This is a genomic window from Enterobacter cloacae complex sp. P13B (assembly GCF_014895915.1).
In the GTDB taxonomy this organism is placed as follows: Bacteria; Pseudomonadota; Gammaproteobacteria; order Enterobacterales; family Enterobacteriaceae; genus Enterobacter; species Enterobacter bugandensis.
Genome location: NZ_JADBQN010000025.1, coordinates 24822 through 38130, shown reverse-complemented (window position 1 = coordinate 38130; position 13309 = coordinate 24822). Strand labels below are relative to the sequence as shown.

At 60.9% G+C, this 13309-nt stretch carries 14 protein-coding genes; 11 read left to right on the top strand and 3 right to left on the bottom strand.

The features are described from left to right. Positions 1-8 precede the first annotated feature (8 nt). Genes phnL through phnP form a run of 5 tightly spaced genes read left to right on the top strand, consistent with a single transcriptional unit; the run spans position 9 to position 3565 of the window. Entirely contained in the window at positions 9-689 is a 681-nt protein-coding gene (gene phnL, locus IM273_RS12555; RefSeq protein ID WP_047366876.1) for a phosphonate C-P lyase system protein PhnL, read from the top strand. After that, positions 686-1822 (top strand): alpha-D-ribose 1-methylphosphonate 5-triphosphate diphosphatase, encoded by a 1137-nt coding sequence (gene phnM / locus IM273_RS12550; protein WP_193051654.1) that lies wholly within the window; start codon positions 686-688, stop codon positions 1820-1822. Before phnL ends, phnM begins: the two co-directional genes overlap by 4 nt. Further along, the gene (phnN, locus tag IM273_RS12545; protein ID WP_028015204.1) at positions 1819-2370 is read left to right on the top strand and encodes a ribose 1,5-bisphosphokinase; all 552 of its coding nucleotides are present in this window, start codon (positions 1819-1821) and stop codon (positions 2368-2370) included. The genes phnM and phnN overlap by 4 nt, the downstream gene beginning before the upstream one ends. Beyond that, entirely contained in the window at positions 2363-2797 is a 435-nt protein-coding gene (gene phnO, locus IM273_RS12540; RefSeq protein ID WP_193051653.1) for an aminoalkylphosphonate N-acetyltransferase, read from the top strand. Before phnN ends, phnO begins: the two co-directional genes overlap by 8 nt. Positions 2798-2806: 9 nt before the next feature. After that, positions 2807-3565 carry a phosphonate metabolism protein PhnP gene (phnP, locus tag IM273_RS12535; protein ID WP_193051652.1) on the top strand — a complete coding sequence of 253 codons (759 nt, stop codon included), beginning with the start codon at positions 2807-2809 and terminating at the stop codon, positions 3563-3565. Positions 3566-3617: 52 nt separating this feature from the next. On the opposite strand, the gene yjdP is transcribed toward phnP, so the two are convergent. Continuing rightward, complete coding sequence (gene yjdP / locus IM273_RS12530; protein WP_028015201.1) at positions 3618-3941, bottom strand: DDRRRQL repeat protein YjdP; 324 nt, start codon at positions 3939-3941, stop codon at positions 3618-3620. Positions 3942-4010: 69 nt separating this feature from the next. Continuing rightward, positions 4011-6290, bottom strand: a complete 2280-nt coding sequence (locus IM273_RS12525; RefSeq protein WP_193051651.1) for an ATP-binding protein — start codon at positions 6288-6290, stop codon at positions 4011-4013. A 125-nt stretch (positions 6291-6415) separates the two neighbouring features. On the opposite strand from IM273_RS12525, the gene IM273_RS12520 reads away from it, so the two are divergent. The 6 genes from IM273_RS12520 to IM273_RS12495 are packed head-to-tail and all read left to right on the top strand — an operon-like array spanning position 6416 to position 12511. Next, positions 6416-7936 (top strand): sugar ABC transporter ATP-binding protein, encoded by a 1521-nt coding sequence (locus IM273_RS12520; RefSeq protein WP_028015199.1) that lies wholly within the window; start codon positions 6416-6418, stop codon positions 7934-7936. Beyond that, the gene (locus tag IM273_RS12515; RefSeq protein WP_028015198.1) at positions 7933-8928 is read left to right on the top strand and encodes a ribose ABC transporter permease; all 996 of its coding nucleotides are present in this window, start codon (positions 7933-7935) and stop codon (positions 8926-8928) included. The genes IM273_RS12520 and IM273_RS12515 overlap by 4 nt, the downstream gene beginning before the upstream one ends. 30 nt (positions 8929-8958) lie before the next feature. Further along, positions 8959-9900: an ABC transporter substrate-binding protein gene (locus tag IM273_RS12510; protein ID WP_193051650.1), complete on the top strand. Its 942-nt coding sequence runs from the start codon at positions 8959-8961 to the stop codon at positions 9898-9900. Positions 9901-9949: 49 nt separating this feature from the next. Continuing rightward, the gene (locus IM273_RS12505; protein WP_059357318.1) at positions 9950-10636 is read left to right on the top strand and encodes a D-lyxose/D-mannose family sugar isomerase; all 687 of its coding nucleotides are present in this window, start codon (positions 9950-9952) and stop codon (positions 10634-10636) included. Positions 10637-10646: 10 nt separating this feature from the next. Further along, positions 10647-11507 (top strand): ketose 1,6-bisphosphate aldolase, encoded by an 861-nt coding sequence (locus tag IM273_RS12500; protein ID WP_193051662.1) that lies wholly within the window; start codon positions 10647-10649, stop codon positions 11505-11507. Next, positions 11504-12511 (top strand): carbohydrate kinase family protein, encoded by a 1008-nt coding sequence (locus tag IM273_RS12495; protein WP_182034418.1) that lies wholly within the window; start codon positions 11504-11506, stop codon positions 12509-12511. The genes IM273_RS12500 and IM273_RS12495 overlap by 4 nt, the downstream gene beginning before the upstream one ends. Here the strand turns inward: IM273_RS12495 and IM273_RS12490 are convergent. After that, on the bottom strand, positions 12508-13239 hold the full coding sequence (locus tag IM273_RS12490; protein ID WP_048960190.1) for a response regulator: 732 nt from the start codon (positions 13237-13239) through the stop codon (positions 12508-12510). The genes IM273_RS12495 and IM273_RS12490 overlap by 4 nt on opposite strands. Between the last annotated feature and the right edge of the window lie 70 nt (positions 13240-13309).

The window sequence follows — 13309 nt, the reverse complement described above, 5'->3', positions numbered from 1 at the left end:
AGGCCAACATGATCCACGTTGAAAATGTCAGTAAGACCTTTGTGCTCCACCAGCAAAATGGCGTGCGCCTGCCGGTGCTGCAAAACGCCTCGTTAGAGGTGAGTCAGGGTGAATGCGTGGTGCTGCACGGCCACTCCGGCAGCGGTAAATCGACCCTGCTGCGCTCCCTGTACGCCAACTATTTACCGGACGAAGGCCACATCCATATTCGCCATAACGAAGAGTGGGTCGATCTGGTTCAGGCCCCGGCGCGCAAAGTGCTGGAAGTGCGCCGCTCAACGATCGGCTGGGTTAGCCAGTTCCTGCGGGTGATCCCGCGGATCTCCGCCCTGGACGTGGTGATGCAGCCTCTGCTGGATCTTGGCGTGCCGCGCGAAACCTGCGCCGCCAGGGCCGCCAGCCTGCTGACGCGCCTCAACGTGCCGGAGCGCCTGTGGCACCTCGCCCCGTCGACCTTTTCCGGCGGCGAGCAGCAGCGCGTGAATATCGCGCGCGGGTTTATCGTCGACTATCCGATTTTACTGCTGGATGAACCCACCGCCTCGCTCGACGCTAAAAACAGCGCAGCGGTGATAGCGCTGATCGAACAGGCCAAAGCGCGCGGGGCGGCGATCGTCGGGATCTTCCACGACGACGCCGTCCGCAATCGCGTGGCGGACAGGCTGCACCCGATGGGGACAAACGCATGATTATCAATAATGTCAGGCTGGTGCTGGAAAATGAGGTCGTGAAAGGTTCGGTTGAAATCCAGGACGGCGTCATCCGCGCCTTTGCCGAAACCCAGAGCCGCTCCCCGGAGGCGATGGACGGCGAAGGCGGCTGGCTGCTGCCGGGGCTGATTGAGCTGCATACCGATAATCTGGATAAATTCTTCACCCCGCGCCCGAAGGTGGACTGGCCCGCCCATTCGGCGATGAGCAGCCACGACGCGCTGATGGTCGCCAGCGGCATCACCACGGTGCTGGACGCGGTGGCGATCGGCGACGTGCGCGACGGCGGCGATCGTCTGGAAAATCTGGAAAAGATGATCAACGCCGTAGAGGAGACGCAAAAGCGCGGCCTCAACCGCGCCGAGCACCGCCTGCACCTGCGCTGCGAGCTGCCGCATCACACCACCCTGCCGCTGTTTGAAAAGCTGGTCGGCCGCGAGCCGGTGTCGCTGGTCTCCCTGATGGATCACTCCCCGGGGCAGCGCCAGTTCGCCAACATTGAAAAGTACCGTGAATACTATCAGGGCAAATACTCGCTCAACGACGCGGAGATGGCGCGCTACGAAGAAGAGCAGCTGGCGCTGGCAGCACAATGGTCGCAGCCGAACCGTCTCTCCATTGCCGCGATGTGTCGGAACCGCAACATTGCGCTGGCCAGCCATGACGACGCCACGCACGATCACGTGCGCGAATCCCATCAACTAGGCAGCGTGATCGCCGAATTTCCCACCACGTTCGAAGCGGCTGAAGCCTCCCGCAAACACGGCATGAACGTGCTGATGGGCGCGCCGAACATCGTGCGCGGCGGATCGCACTCCGGCAACGTGGCGGCAAGCAAACTCGCTTCCCTCGGCCTGCTGGATATCCTCTCGTCTGACTACTACCCCGCCAGCCTGCTGGACGCGGCCTTCCGCGTCGCGGACGACGAGGACAACCACTTTACGCTGCCGCAGGCGATTCGACTGGTGACGAAAAACCCGGCCAGCGCGCTCAACCTTCACGACCGCGGTGAGATTGCCGAAGGCAAACGGGCAGACCTGGTGCTGGCGCACCGCAAGGGCGAGCACGTTCATATCGACCACGTCTGGCGTCAGGGAAAAAGGGTGTTCTGATGGGAAGACTCATCTGGTTAATGGGCCCGTCCGGCTCGGGAAAAGACAGCCTGCTGTCGGCGTTACGGCAGCGGGAACATTCACAGCTGCTGGTGGCGCACCGCTACATTACCCGCGCGGCGAACGCTGGCAGTGAAAACCATATCGCCCTGAGCGAGCAGGAGTTTTTTACCCGCGCCGGGCAAAATCTGCTGGCGCTGAGCTGGCACGCGAACGGCTTTTATTACGGCGTCGGCATCGAGATCGACCTCTGGCTGCACGCGGGCTTCGACGTGCTGGTTAACGGCTCGCGCGCGCATCTGCCGCAGGCAAAAGCCCGGTACGAAGCGGCGCTGCTGCCGGTCTGCCTGCAGGTTTCTCCGGATATTCTGCGCAGCCGCCTGCAAAGCCGGGGGCGCGAAAATGCGCGTGAGATCGACCAGCGGCTGGAACGTGCGGCGCGCTACACCCCGTCGGGCTGTCACGTCCTCAATAACGACGGAAGTTTGCTACAGTCAGTCGAGACCTTTTTATCGCTTATTCGCCAGAAGGAGAGACAGCATGCCTGACTGCCAGCTTCGACCCGCCGCCGCCGACGATGCGCAAATTGTTTACGCCCTGATCTGTGAACTGAAGCAGGCAGAGTTCGATCACCAGGCGTTTCACGCCGGATTTCTGGCCAACCTTCAGGATCACAACATGCGCTACCAGCTTGCCGAGCTGGACGGACAGGTCGTCGGCATGATCGGCCTGCACATGCAGTTTCACCTGCATCATGCCCGCTGGATCGGCGAGATCCAGGAGCTGGTGGTGATGCCGCAGGCGCGCGGGTTAAAGATTGGCAGCCAGCTGCTGGCCTGGGCGGAAGACGTAGCACGAGAGGCGGGCGTGGAGTTGACCGAACTCTCCACCAGCGTGAAGCGCACGGACGCCCACCGCTTTTACGTTCGTGAGGGATATACGCAGAGCCATTTTCGATTCACCAAACCGCTGTAGAGGTGCGTTATGAGTCTGACCATCACGTTAACGGGAACCGGAAGCGCGCAGCTGGTCCCGGTCTTTGGCTGCGACTGCGCGGCGTGTCGCAGGGCGCGTTTGCAGGACAACTATCGCCGTCGCCCCTGTAGCGCGGTGGTCAAATTCAACGATGCAGTCACCCTGCTGGATGCGGGCATTCCGCACCTGATGGACGACTGGCCGGCGGGGAGCTTCCAGCAGTTTTTGCTCACGCACTATCATATGGATCACGTCCAGGGGCTATTCCCCCTGCGCTGGGGCGTGGGCGCGACCATCCCGGTGTACGGCCCGCCGGACGACGCAGGCTGTGACGATCTGTTTAAACACCCCGGCATTCTGGATTTCAGCCACACGGTCGAGCCGTTCGTGATGTTTGAGCTGCAGGGGCTGCGGGTCACGCCGCTGCCGCTCAACCATTCAAAACTGACCTTCGGGTATCTGCTGGAATCGGCCCATAGCCGCGTGGCGTGGCTTTCTGATACCGCCGGGCTGCCGGATAAAACGGTGACGTTTCTGCTCAACAATCAGCCACAGGCGATAATCATCGACTGCAGCCATGAACCGCGTCCGGAGACGCCGCGCAACCACAGTGATTTAAATACGGTGATTTCCCTGAACGAGGTGATTGGCTGTCCGAAGGTGATCCTGACGCACATTAGCCATCAGTTTGACGCATGGATGATGGATAACCCGCTGCCGGACGGCATTGAAGCGGGATATGACGGGATGGTACTTGTGCTGGATTAGGTTTTCTCCCTCTCCCGTGGGAGAGGGTTGGGGTGAGGGCAACAGGCCGCACTTAGCCGCGATCGTAATCGTCTTCCAACCTGCGCTCGTCCTCTTCTAACCGACGCCTGTCGTCGTCCAGCTGGCGCTGACGCTCGTCTAAGCGGCGGCGTCTGTCTTCGAGCTGCCGACGACGATCGTCGTACTGTCGGCTGTCGATTTGACGGCTGCGGTCGTAACGATCGTCGTCATCGTCATTACGGCTGCTGCTGGGGTTGTAGGCATCGTTGATCGCCTGCTGAATGTTGCCAATGGCGTCATCAATCACATCGGCATGCGCCAGTTGGCTGGTTAAAGTCAGCAGACCAAATAACAGGACGGTAGAGTAACGTTTCATAAGGCCAGTCTCGCAGGTTGACTGGCTTTACGGTAATGAACGGCTGGGAACCGGGGTAGCGGAGGAATCTCAAATTACCATCACCTTCCGCAGCACCTGCGCCAGCTGCTGGCGGGTAAACGGCTTACGCAGTAACGGAACGTCCGGCAGTTGCGGGTTATGCGCCGGGCGCAAATCCTGCCCGCTGATCAGCAGCACCGGAAGCTGCGGATAATGGCTGCGCACATGGTTAATCACTTCGGCCCCGCTCAGGCTTCCGGGCAACATCAGATCGCTGATAAACATACCAATATCCGGCGACGCCGCCAGCATGTTCAGGGCCTGTTCGCCGCTGTCCGCTTCGAGCGTCAGGTAGCCAAGCTGATGCAGCTGTTCGCACAGGGTCTGGCGAACGTCCGCCTCATCTTCCAGCACCAGTACAAGCCGCTCGTGATCCACGGACGTTGTGGCAGCCAGCGCTTCATCCTCCGAGACGGCGGGCAGCGTCGAGCGCGGGAGGTGGAGCCGCACGGTCGTTCCTTGTCCCGGCGCGCTTTCGATCTCTACCCGCCCCCCGGACTGACGCACAAAACCGTACACCATCGACAGGCCCAGCCCACTTCCGCTCCCGGTCTGCTTGGTGGTGAAGAACGGTTCAAAAACCCGGGATTTCACCTCCTGCGACATCCCGCTGCCGCGATCGATGACCTCCAGCGCTACCATATCCTGCCTGCGTCCGTCGCTGCGGGTCACGCGCTGGTTCCAGGTGCGAATTTTGATCGCCCCGCTTTGGCCTTCCATCGCATCCCGGGCGTTCATCACCAGGTTGATAATGGCGTTCTCCAGCTGGCTGACGTCAATCCACGCGGGCCATGCCGGGGTTTGCGCTTCAATCTCCAGGGTAAGCGTGGCGGGCAGCGAGTGGCGCATCAGTTCCCGAAGGTTTTCCAGCAGGGGCAGCATCTCTACTGCATGCGGCGTCAGGGACTGTTTGCGGGAAAACGCCAGCAGCCGCTGGGTCAGCAGCGCGCCGCGTTCGGCAGCCTTCAGCGCACGGGTAATGCGCGGCGCGTCGTTTGATTCGGGGTCTGTCAGCTCAAGGCTGCCGATAATTACCGCCAGCAGGTTGTTAAAATCATGCGCCAGCCCGCCGGTCAGCTGTCCGACGGCCTTCATCTTCTGGCTGTGCAGCAGCGCCTCTTCCAGCCCCTGACGCTCGATGCGGTCGATCTCCATCTGCGTGGTTTTCTCTTTCAGCAGACGCGTGGTGTGCTCAAGCGAGGCGGTGTTGCGGGCAAAAACGTTAAACGCGCGCGCCAGCTCGCCCAGCTCGTCGCGCCGCTGCAGCGCAGGAACAGAAACATCCTGTTCACCGTGGGCAAGTCGCGACATCGCCCGGGAGATGGCCGTCAGGTTGGAGCCCAGATTGCGGTAGATATACCAGCAGGCGCAGCCGGTGATGATCAGCGCCAGCACGGCGAAGATGCTGATAAACACGCTGATGGATTGCAACTCGTGATGGCTCTGGGCCGTGCGAAGCCGGGAAGCCTGCGCCACCTGCTCAACGTACTGATTAATATCGCTATTAAGGATCGCCACCAGCGCCTTAATGTGGAACATATACCAGCTGATGGACAGATCGCTCTCCTCCAGCTGCTTCGACAGCGGGGCAAGCTTGCGCAGCTCGGCGTTAAAATCGGGCAGAACGCCCTCCACGACCGGCTGTATGGCGCTTCGGGGCAGCGTGGCGGTCACGGCGTCCAGCTGCTGAACGGTAGCACGCGGCGAAGGTGTATCAATCGCGGCCGCGATCAGCCGATCCATCTCCATCAGCTGCCGCGCGTCCGGCACGTTGCTGCCGAAGCGGCGGTTGATGTCCTGAAGATGGCGTAAATAGCTCTGGCTTTGATAGAGCGAGCTCAGCAGCGCGTTACGCTCAAGATGCCGCTTTTGCCCACGCTCCAGCATCCCCGTTACGCTTTGCTGTAATTCATTGCTTCTGCGAATAATCCGCGCCACCAGCGCCGGCTCCTGCTGCGCCAGCGGGGCATCCGCCAGCTGTTCCAGCGAGCGGCGCAGCGCCGTTTGCATCTGCTTCAGCCGCTCGGCCTCGCCTTTGTACTCCAGCGCCCCTACCACCTGCGAAAGCCGCACCGCCGCCGTTGCCACGTTGGCCGTGTCGCGCGCGAGGTTCATGCTCCCGGTCATGTCGTCCAGCGTTTGCTGTTGGACCTGCTCCTGGATCTGGCTGGCATGACGAAAGCCGAGCACCGCCACGCCGCTCACCATCAGCGTGACGGCGACCACCAGCAGGTTAAATATCAGCAGGCGACCGCGGGCGCTGGAGAAGAACGGGGGGCGTGAAGACATGTTGACTCCGTAACTGTGATCCACATTCGCTATTCATAACTATGACAAATATGAACAGCTTCTGACATTTTGCATTTACGCACCTGTGATGAAGTGCAGATATCGACATTCACAGGAGATCCGCCATGAGCAGAACCCCGGTTTTAGAGATGCGCCACATTGCCAAAACCTTTGGCAATTTCCACGCGCTCAAGGGCGTGGATTTGACGGTCTTCCCCGGTGAGATCCACGCGCTGATGGGGGAAAACGGCGCGGGAAAAAGCACGCTGATGAAGATCCTCGCGGGGGCCTATACCGCCACCGGCGGCGAGATCCTGATCGACGGCCAGCCGTTTCACATTAAAGGGCCGAAGGACGCGCTGGCCGCAGGCATTACCCTGATTTACCAGGAGATGCAGCTCGCCCCCAATCTGACCGTCGCGGAAAATATCTTCCTCGGCAGCGAGTTGTCGCGCGGCGGGCTGGTGCAGCGCAAGGAGATGGCCGCCCAGGCGCAGGCGGTGATTGACCGTCTCGGCGCGCAGTTCAGCGCCACCGACCTGGTGATGAAGCTGACCATCGCCGAGCAGCAGCAGGTGGAAATCGCCCGCGCGCTGCACCGCAACAGCCGCATCCTGGTGATGGACGAACCCACCGCCGCCCTCTCCTCCCGCGAAACCCACCGCCTGTTCGAACTGATTTTGCGCCTGCGCGATGAAGGGATGGCGATCATCTATATCAGCCACCGCATGGCGGAAGTGTATGAACTCTCTGACCGCGTGAGCGTTCTGCGCGACGGGCAGTACGTCGGCAGCCTGACGCGCGACAAGCTGAACGCGTCTGAACTGGTGAAGATGATGGTGGGCCGCCCGCTCAGCGATCTGTTCAACAAAGAGCGCGATATCCCTCTCGGCAGCCCGCGTCTCAACGTGCACCATCTCACCGACGGTAAAAAAGTGCAGCCATGCAGCCTGCAGGTGCGCTCCGGTGAAATCGTCGGGCTGGCGGGGCTGGTCGGGGCCGGACGCTCCGAGCTGGCGCAGTTGATTTTCGGCGTGCGCAAGGCCACCGGCGGGATGATTGAGGTGGACGGCGAGCCGGTGGTGATCCACTCCCCGCGCGCGGCCATTGAAAACGGGATTGGTTTTCTCACCGAGAACCGCAAGGAGCAGGGGCTGTTTCTGGAGCTGGCGGCGCAGGAGAACATCACCATGGCGACGCTGGAGCGCGACGCCACCTTCGGCATGCTTAACCGCAAAAAAGCCCAGTCCATTTCCGATGACGCTATCGCCCTGCTTAACATCCGCGTGCCCCATTCTCAGGTGCGCGCGGGCGGGCTCTCCGGCGGCAACCAGCAAAAGCTGCTGATCTCCCGCTGGGTGGCGATTGGCCCGCGCATTCTGATTCTCGACGAACCCACGCGCGGGGTGGACGTCGGTGCCAAAAGCGAGATCTACCGCATCATGAACCAGATGGCGCGCAAGGGGGTGGCGATTTTGATGATCTCCAGCGAGCTGCCGGAAGTGGTGGGGATGAGCGACCGGGTGTACGTAATGCGGGAAGGCAGCATTGCGGGTGAACTGCACGGGCGCGACATCTCACAGGAAAATATTATGACGCTGGCAACCGGCGTGAACGACACACATCATCAGGCGGTGCAATCATGACAACTCCAACCCATCCGCAGCAGGTGGCGAAATCCGCCTCCGCCAAAAAAATGCTGATGAGCGATCTGATGCAAACGGTCGGCATTTTGCCGATTTTAATCCTGATTGTGGCGGTGTTTGGCTTTATCGCCCCGAACTTCTTTACCGAAAGTAACCTGCTCAACATTACCCGTCAGGCGTCGATCAACATCGTGCTGGCGGCGGGAATGACCTTCATCATCCTGACCGGCGGGATTGACCTCTCCGTGGGCTCGATTCTGGGCACCACGGCGGTGGCGGCGATGGTGGTCTCGCTTATTCCTGAATTCGCGATGCTCTCCATTCCGGCGGCGCTGATGCTCGGCATGGTGCTGGGGCTGTTCAACGGCGCGCTGGTGGCCTTCGCCGGGCTGCCGCCGTTTATCGTCACGCTCGGCACCTATACGGCGCTGCGAGGCGCGGCGTATCTGCTGGCGGACGGCACCACGGTGATTAACTCCAGCATCAGCTTCGAGTGGATCGGCAATAACTATCTCGGCCCGATTCCGTGGCTCGTCGTCATTGCCCTGGCGGTCATCGCTATCTGCTGGTTCATCCTGCGCCGCACCACGCTCGGCGTTCATATCTACGCGGTCGGCGGCAACATGCAGGCGGCGCGCTTAACCGGTATCAAGGTCTGGCTGGTACTGCTGTTTGTCTACGGCATGAGCGGCCTGCTCTCCGGCCTCGGCGGGGTGATGAGCGCCTCGCGCCTCTACAGCGCCAACGGCAACCTCGGCACGGGTTACGAGTTGGATGCGATTGCGGCGGTGATCCTCGGCGGCACCAGCTTCGTCGGCGGGATCGGCACGATCACCGGCACACTGGTGGGGGCGCTGATCATCGCCACCCTCAACAACGGCATGACGCTGATGGGCGTCTCCTACTTCTGGCAGCTGGTGATCAAAGGGGCGGTGATCATCATAGCGGTGCTGATCGACAAATACCGTACCCGACACCATCAAAGTGCATAACAACAATACCCTACAAGCGAGGAAGACAAGATGCGTTTGAAACCCTTAGTGACCGCGCTCTGTGCTGGCGCCCTGCTGGCCGCAACGCCGTTTGCGCAGGCAAAAGATCTGAAGTCCATCGGCGTGACGGTGGGCGACCTGGCTAACCCGTTCTTCGTGCAGATCACCAAAGGTGCCGAGCTGGAAGCACGCAAGCTGGCTGGCGATAACGTCAAGGTGACGCTGGTTTCCAGCGGTTACGATCTGGGCCAGCAGGTGGCGCAGATCGATAACTTCATCGCCGCGAAGGTGGACATGATCATCCTCAACGCTGCGGATTCCAAAGGGATCGGCCCGGCGGTGAAGCGGGCCAAAGAAGCGGGGATCGTGGTCGTGGCGGTGGACGTGGCGGCGGAAGGGGCCGATGCGACCATCACCTCCGATAATACCCAGGCGGGGGAAATGGCCTGTAAGTACATTACCGACCGCCTGAAAGGCAAAGGCAACGTGGTGATCATCAACGGACCGCCGGTCTCCGCGGTGCAGAACCGCGTGGAAGGCTGCCAGACGGAATTCAAAAAACATCCGGACATCAAGGTGCTCTCGGACAACCAAAATGCCAAAGGCAGTCGTGAAGGTGGGCTGGAAGTGATGACCTCCCTGCTGGCGGCCAATCCGAAGATCGACGGCGTATTCGCGATTAACGATCCGACCGCGATCGGCGCCGATCTGGCGGCGAAACAGGCCCAGCGCAACGAGTTCTTTATCGTCGGCGTGGACGGTTCCCCGGACGGTGAAGAGGCGCTGAAGCGCGAAAACTCCCTGTTTGTGGCGACCCCGGCGCAGGATCCGCAGGTGATGGCGGCGAAGGCGGTGGAGATCGGCTATGACATTCTGCAGGGCAAACCTGCGCCGAAAGAGCCTGTGCTGATCCCGGTGACGATGATCGATAAAAAGAACGTCGGCACGTATAAGGGGTGGACGGTTAAATGATCCTTTTCCCTCTCCCACAGGGAGAGGGAACTGTTTTCAAGGAGTCCCCATGAAACGCTCCGACATCAATGAAATCCTCGGCCACACGCGGCAGTTCTTTTCCATGCACGACGTGCATCTCCCGCCGTTTGCCAGCTTTCCACCCACAAAATGGCAGCAGCTTGATCGGGCCGCGTGGCAGGAAGTGTTTGACCTCAAGCTCGGCTGGGACGTGACCGCTTTCGGCGGCAACAATTTCGCCGCACAGGGTCTGACGCTGTTTACCCTGCGCAACGGCTCCCCCAACGGCGTGCCGTATGAGAAATGCTACGCCGAAAAAATCATGCACGTGCGCGACGGCCAGGTGACGCCGATGCATTTTCACTGGCGCAAGCGGGAGGACATCATTAACCGGGGGGGCGGGAACCTGATTATTGAGTTATGGAATGCCGGGATGCATGAGGAGACCGAAAACACCGACGTGACCGTCACGATTGACGGCTGTCGGCAAACCCATGCTCCCGGCAGCCAGCTGCGCCTCACACCAGGGGAAAGCATCTGTCTCACGCCCGGTCTGTATCACAGCTTCTGGGGCGAACGCGGCTTTGGCGACGTGCTGGTGGGCGAAGTGTCGTCGGTGAATGACGACGAGCACGACAACCACTTTTTGCAGCCCGTTGCCCGCTATAACAACATCGAAGAAGACGAACCGGCGGTGCTGGTGCTGTGCAACGAGTACAACCTGTTTCGGAGATAAGGAGTGAATGATGCCACTGATTTCTCTTGCCGACGGTCTTGAGCACGCCAGGAAACACCGCTACGCGCTGGGCGCGTTCAACGTGCTCGACTCCCATTTCCTGCGCGCGCTGTTTGCCGCCGCAAAGCAGGAACGCTCGCCGTTTATCATCAACATCGCCGAAGTGCACTTTAAGTATGTTTCCCTAGATTCGCTGGTCGAAGCGGTTAAGTTCGAAGCCGCCCGTCACGATATTCCCGTGATGCTGAATCTCGACCACGGTCTGCATTTCGAGGCCGTCGTGCGCGCCCTGCGCCTGGGGTTTAGCTCGGTGATGTTCGACGGCTCGACGCTGAGCTACGAGGAGAACATTCGCCAGACCCGGGAAGTGGTGAAGATGTGCCACGCGGTGGGCGTCTCGGTGGAGGCGGAGCTGGGTGCGGTCGGCGGGGATGAAGGCGGCGCGCTGTACGGACATGCGGATGAAGCGTTCTTTACCGACCCGCAGCTGGCGCGGGAGTTTGTTGATAAGACCGGCATCGACGCGCTGGCGGTCGCCATCGGCAACGCGCACGGCAAATACAAAGGCGAACCGAAGCTCGATTTCCCGCGCCTGGACGCCATTCGTCAGCAGACGGGGCTGCCGCTGGTGCTGCACGGCGGCTCCGGGATTAGCGATGCCGACTTCCGCCGCGCCATCGAGCTGGGCATTCATAAAATCAACTTCTACACCGGCATGTCGCAGGCCGCGCTCGCCGCCGTTGAGCAGCGTATGGCGAACCGCCAGCCGCTGTACGATGAGTTTGCCGAACTGCTGCTGGGGATAGAAGAGGCGATAACCGATACGGTCGCCGAGCAGATGCGCATCTTCGGCAGCGCGGGGCAGGCATAATGGAACGCAAAGGCATCATCGCCGCAGGCAATATGCTGGTGGATCACGTTCACCAGATCGTGCAGTGGCCGGAGCGCGGCTGGCTGGCGGAAATCACCCACAGCGAACGCTCCACCGGCGGCGCGCCGCTCAACGTGCTGCTGACGCTGGCGAAAATGCACGCCGGCCTGCCGCTGCAGGCGGTGGGGCTGATCGGGGAAGACGGCGACGGGGATTACATTCTGGCGATGCTCGACCAGTACCACGTCAACCGCCAGCGCGTACAACGCACCACCTTTGCGCCAACCTCCATGTCGCAGGTGATGACCGATCCCAGCGGGCAGCGCACCTTTTTCCACTCGCCGGGCGCCAACCGTCTGCTGGATCTTCCCGCCTTCGATCGTCTCGATGGATCGATGAAGATCTTCCATCTCGGCTACCTGCTGCTGCTCGACAGCCTGGATATGCCGGATGACGAGTTTGGCACCCGCAGCGCGCGGCTGCTGGCGCAGATGCGCGAGCAGGGGTATGAAACCTCCCTTGACCTGGTGTCCCGCAAGGGCGACCCGCGCTATCAGCCACTGGTACTCCCTGCCCTGCGCCATCTGGATTATCTGGTGATTAACGAGCTCGAGGCTGGTGAGTTTAGCGGGCTGGAGATGCGCGACGCCGACGATGCGCTGAACATCGCCCATATCGCCGATGCCGCGGCGCAACTGCTGGCGGCAGGCGTTCGTCAGCGGGTGGTAATCCACTGCCCGGAAGGGGCATGGGGTGAAACACCGGGAGAAGCGGGCCGATGGGTTCCGTCGTGGAAGCTGGAGCAGAACGAGATTATCGGCAGCGTTGGCGCGGGCGACGCGTTTTGCGCGGGCTTTTTATACGGCTGCCATGAATCGCTGCCGCTGACAGAAAGTATTTATCTGGCGCACGCCTGCGCGCGGGCCAGCCTGCTGGCGGCCAATGCGATTGACGGCGCGAAAACGCTGGCCGAGCTGCAGCTGTTTATTAAAGAGAATACTTAGGCCGCTTTCTCGCTATGAGACACATCGGCGGCAAAAACGTAGCCCAGACCGCGCATGGTTTTGATGAGCTTAGGCTGATGCGGGTTGACCTCGATTTTTCGCCGCAGGCGCATGATCAACACGTCAATCGTGCGGTCGAATACCTCGGTACTTTCGCTGTGGGTGAGCTCAAGCAGCTGCTCGCGGCTCAGTACCCGGCGGGCATTTTGCGTGAGCGCCAGCAGCAGGCCATATTCACCCTGAGTCAGTGGCACGGCGTTACGCTGCGGATCAATCAGTTCACAGCGGGCAGTGTCCAGCGTCCAGTCGTTGAAGGTTATCCCCGCCGCACGTGGCATCGGCGCTTCGGCTGCCAGCGCTCCGGTACGACGCAGCACGGCCTTAACGCGGGCCACCACCACGCGTGGATTAAACGGTTTGCCAATATAATCGTCAGCCCCCATCTCCAGCCCCACCACCACGTCTGATTCACTGCCCAGCCCGGTTAACATGATCACCGGTAGCGCCGGGCGCTGCTTTTGCAGCTGCAGCAAAACCTGCAGGCCGTTGATGTCCGGCAGCATCATATCCAGCAGAACAAGGGCGATAGCCGGCTCCTGCTGGACCTGTCGCAGCGCATCCTGGCCGTTGTGGCAGACAAGCACGCTAAAGACGTGCTCGCTCAGCACATCCTGCAGCAGTTCACACACTGCCATATCGTCATCAACCACCAGAATCGCCGGTTTCATCATATGCTTCCGTCAGGGGATTATGTTAAGTCTGAACCATTCTGCCGTCGGCTCCAGTGAAATGGATTTT